The 18316-nt window shown below is 62.1% G+C and carries 19 protein-coding genes; 15 read left to right on the plus strand and 4 right to left on the minus strand.

Annotation, left to right across the window (positions count from 1 at the left end; translation table 11 throughout):
* Together Q3C01_RS00005 and Q3C01_RS00010 are read left to right on the plus strand one after the other, a co-directional pair.
* Positions 1-1350, plus strand: a 1350-nt coding sequence (locus Q3C01_RS00005) for an alpha-glucosidase (protein WP_458142854.1), incomplete at its 5' end; no start/stop codon positions are given.
* A gap of 1213 nt (positions 1351-2563) precedes the next feature.
* Positions 2564-3097: a helix-turn-helix transcriptional regulator gene (locus tag Q3C01_RS00010; protein ID WP_458142856.1), complete on the plus strand. Its 534-nt coding sequence runs from the start codon at positions 2564-2566 to the stop codon at positions 3095-3097.
* 29 nt (positions 3098-3126) lie between these two features.
* Here the strand turns inward: Q3C01_RS00010 and Q3C01_RS00015 are convergent, their stop codons facing one another.
* The gene (locus Q3C01_RS00015; RefSeq protein WP_458142857.1) at positions 3127-4053 is read right to left on the minus strand and encodes a catalase family peroxidase; all 927 of its coding nucleotides are present in this window, start codon (positions 4051-4053) and stop codon (positions 3127-3129) included.
* A gap of 309 nt (positions 4054-4362) precedes the next feature.
* Here Q3C01_RS00015 and Q3C01_RS00020 point away from each other — a divergent pair, with 309 nt between their 5' ends.
* Both Q3C01_RS00020 and Q3C01_RS00025 read left to right on the plus strand, forming a co-directional pair.
* Positions 4363-4560, plus strand: a complete 198-nt coding sequence (locus tag Q3C01_RS00020) for a hypothetical protein (RefSeq protein ID WP_458142858.1) — start codon at positions 4363-4365, stop codon at positions 4558-4560.
* Positions 4561-4800: 240 nt separating this feature from the next.
* The gene (locus Q3C01_RS00025) at positions 4801-4950 is read left to right on the plus strand and encodes a hypothetical protein (RefSeq protein ID WP_458142860.1); all 150 of its coding nucleotides are present in this window, start codon (positions 4801-4803) and stop codon (positions 4948-4950) included.
* Between the two features lie 133 nt (positions 4951-5083).
* On the opposite strand, the gene Q3C01_RS00030 is transcribed toward Q3C01_RS00025, so the two are convergent.
* Together Q3C01_RS00030 and Q3C01_RS00035 are read right to left on the minus strand one after the other, a co-directional pair.
* A complete protein-coding gene (locus Q3C01_RS00030) occupies positions 5084-5251 on the minus strand; it encodes a hypothetical protein (protein ID WP_458142861.1) in 168 nt (55 codons plus the stop codon).
* Between the two features lie 52 nt (positions 5252-5303).
* On the minus strand, positions 5304-5708 hold the full coding sequence (locus Q3C01_RS00035; RefSeq protein WP_458142862.1) for a response regulator: 405 nt from the start codon (positions 5706-5708) through the stop codon (positions 5304-5306).
* Positions 5709-5793: 85 nt separating this feature from the next.
* Between Q3C01_RS00035 and Q3C01_RS00040 the strand changes: the two genes are divergently transcribed.
* From Q3C01_RS00040 to Q3C01_RS00065, 6 genes are all read left to right on the plus strand, one after another.
* Complete coding sequence (locus Q3C01_RS00040; protein WP_458142863.1) at positions 5794-6801, plus strand: chemotaxis protein CheB; 1008 nt, start codon at positions 5794-5796, stop codon at positions 6799-6801.
* Positions 6802-6805: 4 nt separating this feature from the next.
* A complete protein-coding gene (locus Q3C01_RS00045; protein WP_458142865.1) occupies positions 6806-7093 on the plus strand; it encodes a hypothetical protein in 288 nt (95 codons plus the stop codon).
* Between the two features lie 336 nt (positions 7094-7429).
* Positions 7430-10636: a CheR family methyltransferase gene (locus Q3C01_RS00050; protein WP_458142867.1), complete on the plus strand. Its 3207-nt coding sequence runs from the start codon at positions 7430-7432 to the stop codon at positions 10634-10636.
* A complete protein-coding gene (locus tag Q3C01_RS00055) occupies positions 10602-11348 on the plus strand; it encodes a Crp/Fnr family transcriptional regulator (protein ID WP_458142869.1) in 747 nt (248 codons plus the stop codon). The genes Q3C01_RS00050 and Q3C01_RS00055 overlap by 35 nt, the downstream gene beginning before the upstream one ends.
* Positions 11349-11771: 423 nt before the next feature.
* Positions 11772-11993, plus strand: coding sequence for a hypothetical protein (locus Q3C01_RS00060; protein ID WP_458142870.1), 222 nt, complete (start codon positions 11772-11774; stop codon positions 11991-11993).
* Positions 11990-12208, plus strand: a complete 219-nt coding sequence (locus tag Q3C01_RS00065; RefSeq protein WP_458142871.1) for a hypothetical protein — start codon at positions 11990-11992, stop codon at positions 12206-12208. The genes Q3C01_RS00060 and Q3C01_RS00065 overlap by 4 nt, the downstream gene beginning before the upstream one ends.
* A gap of 186 nt (positions 12209-12394) precedes the next feature.
* On the opposite strand, the gene Q3C01_RS00070 is transcribed toward Q3C01_RS00065, so the two are convergent.
* Entirely contained in the window at positions 12395-13087 is a 693-nt protein-coding gene (locus Q3C01_RS00070; RefSeq protein WP_458142872.1) for an SDR family NAD(P)-dependent oxidoreductase, read from the minus strand.
* A gap of 235 nt (positions 13088-13322) precedes the next feature.
* Between Q3C01_RS00070 and Q3C01_RS00075 the strand changes: the two genes are divergently transcribed.
* From Q3C01_RS00075 to Q3C01_RS00095, 5 genes are all read left to right on the plus strand, one after another.
* The gene (locus Q3C01_RS00075; RefSeq protein WP_458142874.1) at positions 13323-14117 is read left to right on the plus strand and encodes an SDR family oxidoreductase; all 795 of its coding nucleotides are present in this window, start codon (positions 13323-13325) and stop codon (positions 14115-14117) included.
* A gap of 2 nt (positions 14118-14119) precedes the next feature.
* Positions 14120-15322 carry a pyridoxal phosphate-dependent aminotransferase gene (locus Q3C01_RS00080; RefSeq protein ID WP_458142876.1) on the plus strand — a complete coding sequence of 401 codons (1203 nt, stop codon included), beginning with the start codon at positions 14120-14122 and terminating at the stop codon, positions 15320-15322.
* Between the two features lie 175 nt (positions 15323-15497).
* Positions 15498-16421 carry an ABC transporter permease gene (locus Q3C01_RS00085; protein ID WP_458142877.1) on the plus strand — a complete coding sequence of 308 codons (924 nt, stop codon included), beginning with the start codon at positions 15498-15500 and terminating at the stop codon, positions 16419-16421.
* Positions 16421-17224: an ABC transporter permease gene (locus tag Q3C01_RS00090; protein ID WP_458142879.1), complete on the plus strand. Its 804-nt coding sequence runs from the start codon at positions 16421-16423 to the stop codon at positions 17222-17224. The genes Q3C01_RS00085 and Q3C01_RS00090 overlap by 1 nt, the downstream gene beginning before the upstream one ends.
* Positions 17225-17251: 27 nt before the next feature.
* The gene (locus Q3C01_RS00095) at positions 17252-18316 is read left to right on the plus strand and encodes an extracellular solute-binding protein (protein ID WP_458142880.1); all 1065 of its coding nucleotides are present in this window, start codon (positions 17252-17254) and stop codon (positions 18314-18316) included.

The raw sequence follows: 18316 nt of genomic DNA on the forward strand, positions 1-18316 counted from the left end.
TTCGTCGAACTGGTTGAGATCCTGTCCAGCCGTTTTGGACGCCAGCCACCACTCCCGGAATGGATCTACAATGGTGCGATAATCGGCCTAAAGGATGGAGCGAACTCGTTCAATCGCCTTGCGAAGATGCGTGAGGCGGGCGTCAAGGTCGCCGGTCTGTGGTGCGAGGACTGGGTCGGGATTCGGCCGACGACATTCGGTGCGCGACTGTTCTGGGACTGGCAGGCAAACGAGAAGCGGTATCCGGGCTTGCGACAGCGCATCGCGGAATTGAACAGCGAGGGCATCCACTTCCTCGGTTACGTGAATCCGTATCTCTGCGACGATGGTGTCCTGTTCAAGGAGGCTGCGGATGCGGACTACTTCGTCAAAGATGCGTCGGCGCGAATTGCCCTGATCGATTTCGGGGAATTTCACTGTGGTATCGTCGACTTCACCAATCCGGACGCTGCGGCGTGGTTTTCCGAAGAGATCATAGGCGCAAGGATGCTCGACTATGGCTTGTCCGGGTGGATGGCCGATTTCGGCGAGTATCTACCGGTTGATGTGCGTCTCGCCAACGGGGCAGACGCAAGGCTTGCGCACAACCATTGGCCAACGCTATGGGCAGAAGTCAACGCGAAGGCAGTGGCGAGCCGCGGCCGGACTGGTGAGGCCGTGTTCTTCATGCGGGCTGGCTTCACGGGTACACAGAAGTGGTGCCCGTTGCTCTGGGCCGGCGATCAATCGGTTGATTTTTCGCGGCATGACGGGTTGGTCACGGTCATTTGCGCTGCGTTGTCGTCGGGACTGCTCGGCAATGCGTTTCACCATTCCGATATCGGCGGCTACACGAGCTTGTTCGGAAATGTCCGCACGCCCGAACTCATCATGCGCTGGGCCGAGATGGCGGCATTCACGCCCGTGATGCGTAGTCACGAAGGGAACAGGCCCCGCGACAACCTGCAGATCGACGGCGACCCTTCGGTCCTTTCGCATTTCGCCAGAATGACTGCGATCTACGTTCACCTCTCGCCCTATCTCAGGAGATTGTCGCTGGAAGCAACTCGCCAGGGTCTTCCGGTTCAGCGTCCGTTGTTCCTGCATCACGAAGAAGACCGGCGGACCTACGGTATTCAGGATTGCTATCTCTATGGTCGGGACGTGCTGGTCGCACCCGTCTGGCAGGCCTCACAAGAGGAGCGGAAACTCTACCTTCCGTCGGGGACCGACTGGATTCACGTCTGGACGGGCCAGTCATTTGCGGGCGGCCAAGACATATCGATCAAGGCGCCGCTGGGGCAGCCCGCGGTCTTCTACAGGGCAGAGACTGAATTCGAAAAGCTGTTTGTTGAACTTCGGGATGTATAGTTCCATGTTGGTAGCGGCTTGTGCCGCTCTTGGAAGACACGAGCGATGCTACGCGTGATCTTCGAGCAGCATGCGTGGCAGAATAAGCCCGAGGGTCATGGCGAGGATTACCAGAAAAGCCGTCGTGCCATGAACCTGAATAGCCGTTCTCGGTGACGCAGGTAGAGAATTTGCATTGCGGTACGATCACGCATCGCAATGCATTTGATGAGATCGTCATCGGAGACCCGGTGCTGATCGCTGTCACCCGAGGCTCTCGCTCGCCAAGAGGGCGCACTCGTTCGCACGGCCTCCCTGCTGAATTGACGCTGGTCCCTATACGGAGCTAGCGCGTGCGCGAACTGAGCGACCTCAGACGAGCCCCCAACGCTTGGTCGAATTGACTTGGCCGCATTGCAGTCTCCCATCAACCTTGCCGAGACTCGGAAGATGCACTGCAACTGCAGAACGGCCTATCGTGCCGACGGTTCGGCTCCCAATCTTTTGGTCTCAATCTTTTGGTCCAGGTAGATCTAAACTTTCCGATTGAGGAATGCGCGACGACGGAGCGTCGAAGATCGAACAATAGCAGGGCGGCGCCTTCACAAACGCTCGACCGAACCGATCGAAGCTACCTGGGATTGAGTGAAGTTCGTTGCCGGACGATCCGGATCATTTGATCCTGCTGAAAAAATGACCTCGCGGGGATTGATCCGGTGGCTGCCGGGGCCGATGCTCGTTCCGCCAGCCGATCTGGACTGGCGAGCTTGACCTCCGGTAATAGAATGCCAGCTAGGAAAGCTGAAGAAGGCCTTCCTGCTGCGGCTCCCACGGATGAGATCGGTCGGCATGCGAGACGCGGGCACTTTTGGACAGAGGGTCAGGCAGCAGTTGCGCCTGAGGGATGCACCGCCCTCGCTGATCACGCGGTCAATGCGCGGCGTCGACCTCGCGGTCACCGAAACCCAGGACGATAACCCCGTGCCAGGCCTTTCCGGCTCAGTCGCCGATGAGGCCTATCTCGTCAGCTTGAAGCTTCACGATTATCCGGACTGCGAGCTCTGGGATCACGGCAAGTGCGTCGCGAAAGCGGATGTCAGAGCGGGCACAACTTATCTGTACGACCTGAGGAGCGATCCGGGCTTTATCATCGACAAACCGTTCCACTCCCTCCAGTTCTATCTTCCGCGTTCAGCGCTCGACGCCATCGCGAAGGAATCCCGTACGCGGGGTCTTGGCGATCTCGCCTGTCGGTCACGACGACAAGGTCATGCGTCATATCGGGGCTTTGCTGCTGGAAGGGCTGAGTCGGCCGGCCGAGGCCAACCAGCTTTTCATCGATCACATGATGCTCGCGTTCAGCGCGCACATCGTCCAGGCCTATGGCGGGCTGCAGCGCATCGCCGGATCGGGTCCTGGCGGTCTCGCTCCATGGCAGGTGAAGCGGGCCTGCGAAAAGCTCGACTCGGACCTCGGCGGGACACTTTCATTGCAGCGGGTCGCGGCCGAGTTCGGTCTCTCGGTCAGTTATTTTTCGCGCGCGTTTCGTATCTCCACCGGCCTGCCGCCGCACCAGTGGCTGCTGCGCCAGCGTGTGAAGGTGGCCAAGCAGTTGATGACCCTACGGGACCTGCCGCTGTCCGAGATTGCCATCTCGGCGGGGTTTGCCAATCAAAGCCACTTTACGAAGGTGTTTACGGCGCAGGTCGGCGTCAGCCCCGCGGTGTGGCGCCGCGAAATACTGGGGGCGCCGGAAGGCGAGACATAGTCAGCAGCGCTCCGTGAGAACTCACCTGATCAACGCCGCTTCGCAAACGAGATGGCATAGGCAGGGCTGCGCGCCGCGAAGATCTCGTCAGGCGGATGACCGATGCCTTCGGCGAGGTTTGCGGGATCGAAGAAGAAGGCATCGCACGCTTCGTTTGGCTCGATAGCCGTGATGACGATCGTTCCCAATCGTACTGCTTCTCGTTCGTCCTCGTCTGGCCAACGGATGGTCACGTCCATCGTGGGATCCCCGGGACGATCGAGCACCGCCATCACGCTGAAGCGGGCATCGCCCGCGGCGATCCGATGTTCGAGATCATCGTGCAGGAAGTCCGCAGACTTTGCCTTGGCCTCGTCCTCCGTCAGCGTGATGTCTCCTCCGACCGGCGTGACCTTGAACTTGATGAACCGGGTCTCACTCATCGAATTCGTAGCGGGAAAGGCGTGCACGCCCCAGTAGGTCGTGCCGGCGAAGCTCGCGGGTAGCGGACGCGCGGCCATGAAGTCGGTTTGATGCAGCGTTTCGGGATTGGCGGCAAGGAATGCGTTGATTTTCTCCACATCCGGCTTGCCGTCCGCTCCCGGAATGCTCGCGTTGAGGAACGCCAGCATCTGGTCGAGCGTCCTTGCATAATGCACCGGAGCGCTCTGCGTGAGAATGTCGGACCGATGATCAACGTTTCCGAGCCTGAAGCTGAAGCCGCGCAACGCAAGCTTGTCGATATCCGCCGCTCCGGGTTTGCCGCCGCCGACCGAGAAGCGCGCCAGCACGCGTGATGGTCGGGTGAAGCTGCGGGATTTCGTAATCTCCTCCGCCTGATCCGACGGGATATAAGCGCCGTGGACGCATTGGCCCTTGGCAAAGCTCGCGCGTATCTTTGGTGGATCACCGGCTACCGCTTTCAGGGCGTCGACGATCGATGCGGGCGTGGTGGTGCCGCTCGGGAACGGGGACATCGCGGGGTCTTTGGTTGACACCGCAACGATCTAGCGAGCTTGGTACCTCGTTACGCCAGAGTGATTGCGGTACTTGTAGCGCGGTTGCTGCTATTGCGACGCGTCGCTCCCAATCGCCTGGCGTCGGGGGGCGGCGAAGTCCGTTCCGGTGCGTCTGTTCCGGGATGTCGTTCCTGAGCTGATCGAAGGCGGCGAGATGCCACTTTCAGGCACGTAGCCGCGCCACGGGAACATCCGTTGAAGTCGGGAAGTCTGCTTGGAACGCGCGCGCCCGGTCATGATTGACCTCGAGTACATCAGGAGCGTGCCATGGGCAGCCATGACAATGAAACTGCGCGAAGGCCGAAGCAGCCGAACGGCGTTGAGCCGTCGTTCTCGGAGGACGATCTGCAACGGGAGCAACTCGGGCCGCGCGGTATTCCGGGCGAGCCGGATCCCGCGCGGATGACGCCCCAGCGCGACAAGAAGACGCCTGCAACTGGTGGCTTCGACGGCCATACCGCTTGAGCAGGAGGCAGTCGAATCCCTGTGCTTCTTGACGGTGCATGGAACGATGAGGGACGACAGGTCGGAGATCGCCGAGATGCGGGATGCCGTTCACCCACGCGCTTCCACGGCCAGGTGAATCTGGTGACGGCCGGGGAACTGGCGAAATTCTGGCGTGAATAGCCGCGATCGTAGCGCCGAAGCGCTGCAACCTTTGAGGCGGGGCCGAAACAAGTGGGCGCGGCCGATTCACATATCCTAATGCGCGAGACGTCGCAGCCCATCACACTGACCTGGCTGGAAAGGGGGGCTGCCGTGGCGATGGACCGCGTGGAACAGGCCTTTGTTGCAACCGCCATCACGGGTTTTCTGGTGATGGCTGGGGCGATTGTCTGGATGATGCTGAGCTGATGGGCCCGGAGGCAATCTTGCGCGTCGCGTTGTCCTACGCCGCCGTTGTTCTGTGCCTCGCGGTGACCGCCTGGCTCACCTTCGCGCATCTCTTTTAGCTGTCAACTTGCTGTGAACCGTTGTGTCCGGACGGTCAGTCGTCGCTGCGCGGCGGCTCGCGACGTCCCAGCTCCTCACGCAGGCGCAGTCCACTGACGAGGTGATCGCTGTCGCGCAAGAGCGCGAGCGCCTCGCGAACCATCTCGCGGGAATTCGCCAGGACTCTTGCGTCCAGCGGGTGATCAGGAGTGTAGATCATCATCGCATGTCCCTCTATCTTGCGATGAGCGGCGCAAGCACCGCGCCGTCGTGCGTCAGACCCTCGGATCGTTGATGAGCGCAGTCAGTTTCCGGGCCATTGCTGTGAGATCGATCGGCTTCTCCAGGAGCAACACGTCCTGGAATTCGGAAATGATGGTGATCTTGTCGTAACCCGTCGTGAATACGAAAGGCACGTGGCGCGCTCTCAGCTCACGGGCAATAGGGAAGACCATGTCGCTGCGGATGTTCACGTCGAGCACCGCGGCGTCCAGAACGCCGCCATCGTGCAGAATCTCGACCGCGTCCTCGATATGACCGACCGGCCCCGCGATCTCTGCACCGAGCTCGCGAAGCGTCTTGCCGATGTCATCGGCGAGAAAATATTCGTCCTCAACGACGAGAATCCGCCGGCCCGTAAGACCGATGTTCTGACGGGACAATGTGGGCGATACCGACATGATGCCTCCAGCGCTGCTCCAGGCCGTTAGGAACATAAAACGGGCGGCCGCCTTGGTGCAAACGATGCAATCGAAGGCGGGTTCCATGAGCAACCGCGACATCATCGTCATCGGGGGCTCGGCAGGGGCGACCGCACCCTTGAAGCAGATTTTGGGCCGCCTTCCGGCCGACCTGCCGGCGGCCGTATTCATCGTCTTGCACATACCGGCGCAAGGCATCGGCATACTCTCGACGGTCGTAAGCGGCGCCGCCAAGCTCCCCGTTCGGCAGGCCGAAAACGGCATGAAGATCGAGACCGGTCACGTCTATCTGGCGGCGCCGGATCACCATCTGCTGTTGGCTGAAAATCATGTGCAACTCGGGCGCGGTCCGCGCGAGAACTTGGTACGGCCGGCGATCGATGCCCTGTTCCGTTCGGCGGCGCTGCATTATGGCCCTCGCGTGATCGGCGTTCTTCTCAGCGGCCTGCTGTCCGATGGTGCAGCCGGTCTCAGTGCCATCAAGCGATGCGGCGGGATGACGGTGGTTCAGGACCCCTTGGACGCCATTTCCGACGAGATGCCGCGGCGCGCCCTGGAGGCGAGCACCATCGATCTGTGCGTGCCCGGCGCGGCCGTGGGTGACGTGCTGTCCGATCTCGTCAAGGAGCCTCCGGGCGCGACGTTGCCGATCCCGCCGGACATCCGCCTCGAAGTCGAGATTGCAGCCGGTGACCGGATCGGCAGCGACAGCCTTGTTGCACTTGCCGATCCCGTCGCGCTGACCTGCCCGGGCTGTGGCGGCGTCCTGTCCGAGGTCAAAGGATCGCGTCCGATGCGTTTCCGCTGCCAGGTCGGTCATGCCTACACCGCCGATGTCCTTGCAAAGGAGCAGGAGGGGCGGGTGGACGAAGCCCTGCGCGTCGCGCTGCGCATCATCGAGGAGCGAGCGGAGTTGGTGCAGCGGATGGCCTCCGACGGCAGGCGCAGCGGCCGGCCTGCGGTCGCGGAGATGTATGACGCCCGTGCCGCCGAATACCGCGAATATGCCGACATGATCCGGCGCGTCGTGCTACAGTCGCTCGATCCTCCGGCCCGCAAGCGGGAGGCCTGAAGGCATGGCCATGGCCCTCTCACTTGCCGAGCGTACCGAGCAGCTCCATTCCGAGCAGCGACTTCTCGTCAAGGCCGATCAGGATATCGAGCAAGGCTGGCAGCGGGTGCGCGACCAGGAGGAGCGGGTTCGCGATCTTGAGGCCGGCGGCCACGATACGCGTCAGGCCGAGCGTCTCGTCAGCCTGCTCAAGCAGACGCTGGTCGAATGGGAGCGCCACCGCACCCTGATCGTGCAGCGCGTCATCTATCTTCAGAAGCAGGTCGATCCAGAGCCGCCGGCGTCCAGCTAGGGGACGGCCTCCTGAATTCCGTGCCGATCTCGAACATGTAGTCGAGCTGCCACATGACGCTCTGGCGCCCTGCGGTCGTTCTCGTCGAGCAGGCGGCGGGCGGTTGCCGTGGCACCCTCGGCCCGCCTGATCAGGGTCGCGACTTCTTCGGAAAATTGCATCGCGGGTTCCGGCGTCACGGCACGACAATGGCCGTTTGCGCAGCGCATCACAACGCCCGGGGGGCAGGCGCTGGACCATTTCTGCCTTTGAACTGTTGGGGTAACATGGGTTTCTGCTATTTGCAGAGGCCGGGCGCCCGTTGCGCCCGGCCAGCCAATGAGAGCCAGCAGAGCCATGAATGAAGTCGGCGACCAGCAGGTCGAGGGAGAGCGTCAGGTCAAGGCACCGCTGATCATCGGGGTGGGCGCATCGCCCGGTGCCCTGGACAGCATCGAGCGTTTCTTTGCCAAGCTGACCGTGGCGGCTGACCAGGCCATCGTCCTGGCGCTTCAGCATCACGAGGCCTTCGACGAGGCCCGGCTGCGCGAGATCGTGCGGGGATCCAATGGCGCCAAGGTGGCAGACGTCGGTGGAGCCGAAGCGATCGAGGGGGGCACGATCTACTTGTGCCCGCGGGCGATGATCACCACCATCCAGGGCGACCGATTCGCGATCCGCAAGGCCGAGCAGGCCCCCGGCGAACGTGCGACGATCGACAGTTTCCTGGTGTCGCTCGCCGAAGAGCGCGCCGAGCAGTCGATCGGCGTGATCCTCGCCGGTACCGGCGGCGACGGAACGCTCGGCACCGCGACGCTCAAGGACCACGGTGGTCTCGCCATCGCCGAGAAGTCCGCGAGACCCGAGCCAGAGCATCTGCTCGACGGCAACACGCCCGCGGCCATCGCCGACTACGTGCTGCCGCCCGAGGATATCCCCGAGCACATCCAGGTCTATGCCCGTCATCTCCGGCGCCTCGAGGAGAAGCAGGGCTTCGACGAGGTCCTGGCCGCGGCCGCGACCTCGCTCTCGCGCATCGCCGACATCTTGCGCAACAAGACTGGCAACGATTTCCACGGCTACAAGCAGAACACCTTCCTTCGTCGCGTGCAGCGGCGCATGCAGGTCGTCCAGATCGACGAGATTCCCGGCTATGTCGATTTCCTGCGAAACGACAAGGACGAGGCCCAGCACCTCTTCAACGACCTTCTGATCGGCGTCACCGAGTTCTTCCGCGACAAGCGCGAGTTCGAGGTGCTGGAGACCCAGATCGTTCCGAAGATATTCGAAGGCAAGAGCGCGGGCCAGCAGGTTCGGATCTGGGTGCTCGGCTGCGCCACCGGCGAGGAGGCCTATTCGATCGGCATCCTCTTGCGCGAGCACATGGCGCGGCTCGATTCCGCACCGCAGGTCCAGATCTTCGCAACCGACATCGACGGGCGCGCGCTTGCCACTGCGCGGGTCGGCCGCTACCGCACCAGTATCGAGGCGGATATGACGAGCGAACGCCTCGCGCGCTGGTTCGTGCGCGAAGGCGATACCTATTGCGTGGTGAAGGAATTGCGCGAGATGTGCATCTTCTCGCAACACAACGTCATCAAGGACGCGCCATTCTCCAAGCTCGATCTCGTCTCCTGCCGAAACCTCCTCATCTACCTCAATTCCGAACTGCAGAACCGGGTGATCCCGCTGTTCCATTTCGCGCTGTTGCCGGACCGCTACCTGTTTCTCGGCAATTCCGAGAACGTGACGCGGCATCCAAAGCTGTTCGCGCCGGTCGACCGCCGCGCCCGTATCTTCAAGAAACTCGAGACCGGAACGCGGCTGCCGCCGGAATTTCCGATCACGACTGCGGCGGGCAGGGTGCCGGTCGAGCTGCCGCCAGTGCGCTCGTTCGGTCCAGATGTGGGTCTGGAGCGTCGCGCGCAGCGGATCGCCGAGCGCTACGCGCCGGCCTACGTCATTACCGACGACAATTTCCAGATCCTGCATTTCTCGGGGCGCACCGGCCGCTACATCGAGCCGACCGCGGGTGCCGCCACGCTCGACCTGCTCCAGCTCGTGCATCGCGATCTCAGGCTCGAATTGCGCACGGCGCTCAGCCGCGCCGCAGAGACCAATGAGGCCGCCAGTGCCGAGCAGGTGCAGCTCGGGCTGAACGGGCACCGCGTGCTGGTCGACATCACCGTCGAGCCGATCCAGGACGGCGCCGGCGGCCATCGCAACTTCCTCGTCCTGTTCAAGGACGGCCCGGCCCGGGTGATCGATACCAATCAGAATAACCCCAACGTGCTGGTGCGCACCGAGCATGTCGAGCGTCTGGAAAGCGAGCTGCGGGCAACGCGGGAGCGGCTGCAGGCAACGATCGAGGAGCTCGAGAGCACAAACGAGGAGCTGAAATCCTCCAATGAGGAATACCAGTCTCTGAACGAGGAGTTGCAATCGGCCAATGAGGAGCTCGAGACCTCGCGCGAGGAATTGCAGTCGGTCAACGAGGAGCTGACCACCGTCAATGGCGAGCTGGCGCATCGCGTGCAGGAGCTGACCCGTGCCACGAGCGACCTGAAGAACTTCCTCGAGAGCACGCAAATCGCGACCGTATTCCTCGACAACGATTTGCGAGTGATGAATTTCACGCCCGCGATCACGCAGGTTCTGCATCTGGTGGAAACCGACGTCGGCCGCCCTATCGCCCACATCAAGGCGCGCATTGCGATCGAGGAGCTCTATGACGACGTGCGCCGGGTGCTGCGAACGCTGGCCAGCGCCGAGCGCGAGCTGACCGCGCCGGACAGCGGCACGCGCTATATCGTGCGCATCCTGCCTTATCGCAGCATCGACAATTTCATCGCCGGCGTCGTCATTACCTTCATCGACGTCACCGCGATCACCCGCGCCGAGGAGCGGCAGCGCCTGCTGCTCGCCGAGCTCCAGCATCGCGTCCGAAACACGCTCGGCGTCGTGCGCTCGATCGCGCGGCGCACGGCTGAATCGAGCTCGAACGTCGACGAATATGCCTCCCATCTCGACGGCCGCCTCAACGCCTTCGCGCGCACCCAGGCGTTGGTGACACGCGATCCCGAAGGCGGCGTCGATCTCGAATATCTCGTCGTCGAGGAGCTTCTGGCCTATAATGCCAGGGAAGGTGAGCAGGTGCGGGTCTCCGGCCCCAAGGTGCGTCTCCAGCCGAAAGCCGCCGAGACCTTCGCGCTCGCCATCCATGAGCTTGCGACCAACGCGTTGAAATATGGTGCCTTGAGCCGGCCCACGGGGCGGGTGGAGATCGCCTGGCGCCTCGATGAATCCACCGACCCGGCGGAGCTGGTCTTTGAATGGCGCGAGCGGGGCGGGCCGCAGGTTACACCGCCGCCGCGAAAGGGCTTTGGCACCGAGCTTCTCGAGCGCACGCTGGCGTTCGAGTTCAAGGGGCAGACGACGATGGCGTTCAGCGTTTCGGGACTGCAATGCACGATTACCATTCCCTTGAGCAAGCGTACGTTCCATACGCCGGGGGGGGGGGAGCTAGTTGATGCCCGTCTCTACTCTCGATCGAAGCGTGACTGATCCGGTCGTCCGCAGGCTGAGCGCGCTGCGGTCGTTGTCGGCCGAAGCCTCCGCTTTGCTCGAGCACGTCGCTCTCGAAGGGATGCAGCGCGCCGGATCGGGCGAGGATCTGATCTCCGAGGGCGATTCCGTCGACAGCGTCCGCATCGTGCTGTCGGGGTGGCTCTGCCGTTACAAGACGCTCGAGGACGGCCGGCGCCAGATCGTCAACTTCATTTTTCCTGGCGAGACCTGCGATGCGCATGCGTTCCTGCTGGCGGTGATGGACCACTCGATCGCGACGCTGACGCCGGTGGTTTATACGGAAATCAAGCGTGCGCGCTTCGAGAGCCTTGTCGCGAGCGACCGGTCGCTCGCGGAAGCGTTCTGGTGCGAGACGCTCGTGAACAGTGCGATCCAGCGCGAATGGGCCATCAATCTCGGCCGCCGTGTCGCGCTGGAGCGCGTCGCGCATCTGTTCTGCGAGATTTTCGAGCGGCTGCGTCCGGTCGGAATGGTCGACGGCAATTCCTGTATCATGCCGGTAACCCAGATGGATCTGGCCGATGCTACAGGCCTGTCGGTGGTCCATCTCAATCGCACCGTGCAGGAATTGCGCGCCGCGGGCCTGATCGTCCTCCGCGAGCGAACGTTGACCATCAACGATCTCGATGCACTCAAGGACGCCGCGCTGTACTCGCCGAGCTATCTGCAACTCTATCGCAGCAAGTAGCTTCGAATGCTCGCTGTCATGCACCGGTCGAGCGGTGCATGACCGCGAGAGGGCGGCGCGCAGTTTCAACAATTTCGTCATTGCGAGCATCAACTATCGGTATCATCAACCTTGTGCGCAATCGCGCACAGGAGCGGGCGATCCAGCATTCAGAGCCTCTGACGTATGCGGAGATGCTCCGGGCATATCGTGTCGCCCGAACGCGAGACCGTGGCGATCCATCATACTGCGATGCAGCGTTCGTCAGCCTGCGCGTAACAATCGCATTTGCTTAACCTATGGAAATGCCGGAACCCGGTTCCGCTCCGAATCTACAAAGGCTGTCGCCGGGGCCGCCTCCGGTGCTGCAGGTGATCGGCCCCGGCGCTCTGAGCAACCAGTCGGGGTCGATTCCCCTCAAGGCAGATCATTCGTGAACAGAAAATGACCGCAAAGCGCAATCGAAGGAAACAGACGCATTCGCTTCAGGAGCGTTTGCAGATCTCGGCCGAACAGGCCCGCCAAACTGCCCGCCGCCTTCCGGCCGGCAAGGAGCGGGAGATGTTGCTCCGCCGTGCGAAGCAGGACGAGGTGGCTTCCAGTCTGACCGATTGGTTGACCGCCCCGGCCGTCCGCAGGCGCTGGCAAGGAGAGGGCAGATCATGAAGCATTACCGGGCATTCCAGATTGATCCCGACGGCCATGTCTTCGGCTGCATCAATCTCGTCTGCGAAGGTGAGGAGGATGCCAAGCGTCAGGCGCAGGCGCTCGTTAGCTTCTATCGCATCGAGCTATGGCGCCTGGACCAGCGCATCGCCAAGTTCGAGCCCGTCTCGCAAATGCCTGATCAGGGCCAGGTCGTGTGCGCCAGTCTGCGATGATGGCATCATGCCGGTGATTTGCCCGACGTGTCAATCGATTTCGTAAATTCCGTAGCGCCCCATGTTCGGGATTGCCGGCTACTTTGCATGGGGTTGTTTTCGAGATTTTATCGCGGAGGCCCGCCAGCCGGCGCCAGGCGCCTCTTTTCGCTGCGGCAGGTTACCGACGACCATGCGACCCCATCGCTACAACATCGGTTCGAACTGGCAATGCACCAGCAGCTCGGAGACCGAGGCGTTGTTCGGCAGCATGAGGACGGTCTCAACCAGCCGCGCGATGTCGCCGGGCTGACTCATCTCGTGACGGGGAATCTCGTCATCGTTCAGCGTCATGTCGGTGGCGACATAGCCGGGGCATATGACGGTCGCCCTGATTCCTGCAGCGCGACCCTCACGGCGGATGCCGTGCGTGAGTGCGACTACGGCGAATTTGGTCATGGCGTAGCCGATATTGCTTCCCACGCGCTTGCCAGCGAGTGAACCGAGGTTGACCACTCGCCCATGGCCACAGACTGCCAGATGGGGCAGGGCCGCCCTGACGACACGCAGCGGGCCTTTGACGTTGATCCGCCACATGTCGTCCAATTCGTCTTCACCCTCGTCGGAGACGCGGACCTTCGGATTGATGCCGGCTGCGTTGACGATGGCATCCACGCCGCCCCACCTTGCGAGCGTCGCCTTGACCCAAGCTTTGGGACTCTCGGCGTCGTCGGCGTCGTAGCGGTGCGTCATGAGCCGCGGACTCTCCTGGAGCGCGCCCGGATTACGAACTCCCGCCGAGACACGGAAACCCGATGCCAGGAGTCGATCGACGACGGCGCGTCCGATGCCGCGCGAGGCGCCCGAGACCATGACGATCCGGTTGTTGACCTCCAGCATGTGCGTTTCTTTCCCAAGGGTGTGCCAACCAGCCGGAGCGAATGTAGGTGGACGTGGCCGGAAGCGAGTAAGAGCAATTCACTCTGCCGGTATTGGTGACGCTTATGGGACTGCCGGCGGGGCCTGTGGAGCTATCGGCCATGCTTATGAGGGCAGACCGAAACGGTTCTATCCGCATCCATTTATGTGAACGTAGTGTTCCGCCGCTCCGCTTGATCGCAAGAGAGCCGTGCGGATGGGATTTGCGGAATTTCGAACGGCATTGGTGACGGGTGCATCCTCGGGAATCGGGGCTGCGACGGTTCGCCGCTTGAGCGCAGAGGGCCTCGATGTCTACGCGACCGCCAGGGACGCGGGACGGCTGGCGGCGTTGTCGGCGGAGACCGGTTGCCGCGCCCGTGCCGTTGACGTGAATGACCTCGGCGCGTTGACGGAACTGGCAGGCTCGGCCGAGTTCGACGTGTTCGTCAACAATGCCGGCCAGTCCCGGCGCAGCAATATTCTGGATACCGCCCCTGAGGACGTCGACACGCTGGTGGACGTGAATTTGCGGGCGATCCTCCATCTCACGCGGCTGATCGTTCCGGGCATGGCCAAGCGCGACCGCGGGCATGTCATCAACATCTCCTCCATCGCCGGCTGCTATGCGTTCGGCGAGAATGCGACGACGTTCAATTCGTCTGTCGCCTATCACTCGACCAAGGCGGGCGTCCATTCGCTGTCGCAGCAATTGCGCGTGGATCTTTACGGCACCCGGGTTCGCGTCACCGAAGTGTCCCCGGGGCGGGTCGCGACCGGCATTTTCCAGAACCCGCACATCGGCGGCGACGGGAATGATCGCTTTGTCGGCGCCTTCGAGACGCTTCAACCCGAGGACATTGCGGACGCAATCGCGTTCGCGGTGGGATCGCCGATGCGCATGAACGTCGCGATGCTCGAGGTCATTCCAACGTTTCAGGTCGTAGGTGACCTGCGATTTGCGCGTCGACCCGAGGCCGCGCAACAGACAGAGATCAAGAAACGGAGCTGACGATGCCTAAACTTGCGAACCGCCTCAAAACGGTAAAAGTGTCCGCCTCGGCGGCGATGACGGACAAGGCGCGTGAGTTGCGCGATGCGGGCGTCAAGATCGTCAGCCTGTCGTCCGGCGAGCCCGATTTCCCGACGCCTCCGCATGCCATCGATGCCGCGCATCGGGCGGCACTGGCAGGGGATACCAAATACCCGGCGATGCCAGGGACGGTGGCTCTGAGAACTGCGGTCCAGCGCAAGTTCAAGCGCGAGAACAATCTCGATTATGCCCTCGATGAAATCCTGATCGCCAATGGCGGCAAGCAGATCATCTTCAACGCGCTGTTCGCGACCTGCAATCCCGGCGACGAGGTGGTCATTCCGGCGCCAGGCTGGATCACCTACGCGGACATCGTTCTCCTCGCCGAGGCGACGCCGGTTTCGGTGCCGTGCCCGGAGAACAACCAGTTCAAGCTGCGGCCGGCGGATCTCGAGGCTGCGATCACGCCAAAGACGAAGTGGCTGATCCTGAACTTCCCGAACAATCCGACCGGTGCCGCCTGCTCGCGCGCCGAGATGCGCGCGATCGCGGACGTCATGTTGAAGCATCCTGATGTCTGGATCCTCACCGACGACATCTATGAACACCTCACCTATGACGGCTTCGAGTTCTGCACGATCGCGGAGGTCGAGCCCGGGCTGAAGGAGCGCGTCGTAACGGTGAACGGCGCTTCCAAGGCCTACGCCATGACGGGATGGCGTGTTGGCTATTGCGGTGGCCCCAAAAGCTTGATTGCCGCCATGAACAATGTCCACGGTCAGGCGACGGGCGGCATCTGCACGCTCAGCCAGGCGGCCGCCGTGGCGGTTCTGGATGGTCCTCAGGGGTATCTGAAAGAGCGGGCCGATATCTATCGCGACAGGCGCGATCTGGTGGTCTCGCTCCTCAATCGGATCCCCGGGATCACCTGCCACAAGCCGCAGGGTGCATTTTACGTGTTCCCGAACATCGCCGGTTGCATCGGCAAGACGTCCAAGGGAGGACGTCGGCTGGAGACCGATGCCGACTTCATCTCGGCCCTTCTGGAGGAGCAGTACGTCGCCGCCGTTCACGGCGGGGCTTATGGAATGAGCCCGTATTTCCGCATTTCCTACGCGACCGACATCGAGACGCTGAAGGAGGGCTGCCGGCGCATTGCGACCTTCTGCGAAGGTTTGCGTTGACGGATGTCGGACGAGGCATCCGATGACCGGAGTTCGGGCAGGGTGCCGCAGCCATTGTCATAACCGTTTGCAATGCCCCTAAATGGAGACAATCTTGGTCCTATCGGGTGCCGGCGTCTAAGCTTTGCTTAAAGAGGGGTAGATCTTGGGATCGCGCAGTCGGGGACGCCCAGCAATGACCAGCGACGATGCGGTGGCAGTTGTAGGGGCCCAACCAGAGGCCCGACAGGGATCGCGCTGGCGCCTGAACTTGCCCGCCGGGCTGCTCGCGGTCCCGATGCTGGCTTTTCTGACCTACTTCTTCTTCTATCCGGCAATAAGGCTGCTGTTCTCGAGCATTCAAACCCAGAACAGCCAGGGCATCATCGGGCCTCCTTTCACGCTTGCGCACTATGCGAGGCTCATTGATGTCGAGCTCTATGCGCGCGTGTTCTGGACGACGCTGAGGATCAGCCTGATCACGTCAGCCCTTGCGACTGTATTGGCCTATCCGGTCGCGCTGGTCATGGTGAAGAGTCGCCCCCTCGTCACGCGAATTATCACGCTCATCGTCATCGCGCCGCTGGTCGTCAGCGTCGTCGTGCGCGGCTACGGCTGGCAGTTGATCCTGGCGAACGGCCCGAAAGGGATGCTGAACTGGATCCTGATGACGCTGCACATCGTCGACGCGCCGGTTTCAGTCCTCTACACCGAGAAGGCCGTCGTCATCGGATCCCTGCATGTGTTCTTCCCGATGATGGTGCTGCCGCTGGCGTCCGCGCTCGGCAAGATCGATCGCAATCTGGAGGACGCGGCCCGCGTTCTTGGCGCGCCGTGGTGGAAAGTCTTCCTGCGGGTAACGCTGCCGTTGAGCATGCCCGGCTTCGTGGCGGGTTTCACCCTGGTGTTCTCGCTGACGGCCGGATCCTTCGTCATCCCCGCCATCCTGGGAGGGGCTTCCGCGGTCATGCTGGGCAATCTGATCGAGCAGCAGATTTTCGTCGTGTACGATTGGCCGTTCGGCGCCGCGATCGCCGTGGTCCTGGTAGGTGTCGTTTTCGCAGTGAATGGCTTCTCGATGTGGCTTCTCGAGGGCCGCCGTCTTCGGAGGCCGAGCTGATGGACGAGCATTTTTCCGGCTTTGGCGCCTATGTCCTGTACGCGATCACGACCGCGATGATGGTCTTCATCATGGCGCCGCTGCTTCTCGTCATGGCGGTGTCTGTTTCCGACTCCTACTTCGTGACGTTTCCGCCCCAGGGTTTTACGCTCAAGTGGTATGTCAAGGTGCTCGGGGACCGTGACTTCCTGGAAGCGATGCGGCTGAGCATCCTGCTCGCGCTCGGCACGACGGCGGGTTCGCTGCTGTTCGGCGTGCCGGCATCCTTTGCCCTGGTGCGCGGAAACTTCTTCGGCCTGGCGGCCATCAAAGGCTTCCTGCTCTCGCCATTGATTTTCCCCGCCTTGGTGACCGGCCTTGCGCTGCTCCAGGTTCTCACCAAGCTCGGTTCCGAGGATGCGAGGCTGAACCTGCTGATCGGGCATGTCGTCGTGACCTCGCCGTATGTCATCCGAACGGTGGTCACGAGCCTGCAACTGGTGGACGAGAACCTGGAGGATGCCGCCCGTACGCTCGGTGCGAACCGGCTGTGGACATTCTGGCGCGTGACGCTGCCGCAGATCGCATCCGGGGTCGCCGCCGGTGGTCTGTTCGCCTTCATGGTGTCCTTCGACAATTACCCGGTCACGATGTGGCTCGCGAATTCAGAATACTCTCCGGTGCCGCTCGTGCTGATGCGGCAGCTCGTCAACGTCTTTGACCCTTCCGTGCCCGCGATGTCGACGATCATCATCCTGATGGCGATGGTTGGCGTCCTGGTTCTGGAAAAGCTGGTAGGTCTTCGCCGCGCGCTGGCCGCCTGATTTACTTTCGTAGATGGAGATTGGACCATGAGACTGACGCGTAGGACTCTCATCAAGGCCGGTGTATCCGCGGTTGCTTTCCCGACGATCATCAGCCGGGCCTGGTCACAGGACGCCAAGCAGCTTCATGTCGGCGTCTACAACTCCGCTCTGGGCAAGCTGATCCAGAAGGAGGTCATTCCCAAGTTCGAGGCCGAGTTCAAGTGTCGCGTCTTTACGATTGAAGGCGCCACGCTCTCCAACATCGCCGCACTTCGCGCGACGCGCGAGACGCCACGATACAGCGTCATGATGATGGATGACGTCGGCATCCCGCAGGCGAAGCAGGAAGGGTTGATCGACAAGCTCGATCCCGCCAAGATTCCCAATCTCGCGAAGGTATATCCCCGCTACATCTTCGAGGACGGCTACGGTGTCGGATTCTCGATCTCGAGCGCCGCGCTGTTCATCAACCCACAGGTGACGAAGCCGATCGAGAGCTACGAACAGATCTTCGATGCGAAGTATCGCAAGCAAATTCTCCTGAACACGCCGAAGAACACCCAAAGCGTGCTGATGCTCATCGCCGCGACGTCGCTCGTGACGGGCAAGCCGTTCAAGGAGGCCCAGTACCTGGTCGACCAGGGCTGGGACAAGCTGGCGACGCTCAAGCCGAACGTGCTGACGATCTATGACAGCGAGGCGCAGGTCCTCCAGGTCGCCCAGGGGCAGGCGACGATCGGCGGCATCGAGTACTCGAAGGCCATTTACCCGCATACGGCGAAGGGCATGCCTCTCGACATGACCTTCCCCAAAGAAGGCGCGTTCACGGGCATCAACAGCATGACGGTGGTCAAGAATGCGCCCGAACCGGAACTGGGAGCCGCACTCATCAACCGAATTCTCGAGCCGTCGGTCGCCAAGATGCTTTCTGAGCAGACGCTGAGCGCGCCCTCGGTTAGCGGCATCGACTTCAAGCCGGAGACGGCGAAGTTCCTCGCATATCCGGATACGAAGGCCACCGATCTCGGGCTCTTCACACCCGATTGGAACTTCATCGTGCCGCGCCGTGGCCCCTGGCTGGAGCGTTACAACCAAGTCTTCACGAGCTGA

Source organism: Bradyrhizobium sp. UFLA05-109 (assembly GCF_054185165.1).

Excerpts from the sequence above, each read along its gene's own strand:
- Q3C01_RS00015 (WP_458142857.1), bottom strand. The coding sequence starts at position 4,053 with ATGTCCCCGTTCCCGAGCGGCACCACCACGCCCGCATCGATCGTCGAC.
- Q3C01_RS00020 (WP_458142858.1), top strand. The coding sequence starts at position 4,363 with ATGGGCAGCCATGACAATGAAACTGCGCGAAGGCCGAAGCAGCCGAAC.
- Q3C01_RS00025 (WP_458142860.1), top strand. The coding sequence starts at position 4,801 with ATGCGCGAGACGTCGCAGCCCATCACACTGACCTGGCTGGAAAGGGGG.
- Q3C01_RS00030 (WP_458142861.1), bottom strand. The coding sequence starts at position 5,251 with ATGATGATCTACACTCCTGATCACCCGCTGGACGCAAGAGTCCTGGCG.
- Q3C01_RS00035 (WP_458142862.1), bottom strand. The coding sequence starts at position 5,708 with ATGTCGGTATCGCCCACATTGTCCCGTCAGAACATCGGTCTTACGGGC.
- Q3C01_RS00040 (WP_458142863.1), top strand. The coding sequence starts at position 5,794 with ATGAGCAACCGCGACATCATCGTCATCGGGGGCTCGGCAGGGGCGACC.
- Q3C01_RS00045 (WP_458142865.1), top strand. The coding sequence starts at position 6,806 with ATGGCCATGGCCCTCTCACTTGCCGAGCGTACCGAGCAGCTCCATTCC.
- Q3C01_RS00050 (WP_458142867.1), top strand. The coding sequence starts at position 7,430 with ATGAATGAAGTCGGCGACCAGCAGGTCGAGGGAGAGCGTCAGGTCAAG.
- Q3C01_RS00055 (WP_458142869.1), top strand. The coding sequence starts at position 10,602 with ATGCCCGTCTCTACTCTCGATCGAAGCGTGACTGATCCGGTCGTCCGC.
- Q3C01_RS00060 (WP_458142870.1), top strand. The coding sequence starts at position 11,772 with ATGACCGCAAAGCGCAATCGAAGGAAACAGACGCATTCGCTTCAGGAG.
- Q3C01_RS00065 (WP_458142871.1), top strand. The coding sequence starts at position 11,990 with ATGAAGCATTACCGGGCATTCCAGATTGATCCCGACGGCCATGTCTTC.
- Q3C01_RS00070 (WP_458142872.1), bottom strand. The coding sequence starts at position 13,087 with ATGCTGGAGGTCAACAACCGGATCGTCATGGTCTCGGGCGCCTCGCGC.
- Q3C01_RS00075 (WP_458142874.1), top strand. The coding sequence starts at position 13,323 with ATGGGATTTGCGGAATTTCGAACGGCATTGGTGACGGGTGCATCCTCG.
- Q3C01_RS00080 (WP_458142876.1), top strand. The coding sequence starts at position 14,120 with ATGCCTAAACTTGCGAACCGCCTCAAAACGGTAAAAGTGTCCGCCTCG.
- Q3C01_RS00085 (WP_458142877.1), top strand. The coding sequence starts at position 15,498 with ATGACCAGCGACGATGCGGTGGCAGTTGTAGGGGCCCAACCAGAGGCC.
- Q3C01_RS00090 (WP_458142879.1), top strand. The coding sequence starts at position 16,421 with ATGGACGAGCATTTTTCCGGCTTTGGCGCCTATGTCCTGTACGCGATC.
- Q3C01_RS00095 (WP_458142880.1), top strand. The coding sequence starts at position 17,252 with ATGAGACTGACGCGTAGGACTCTCATCAAGGCCGGTGTATCCGCGGTT.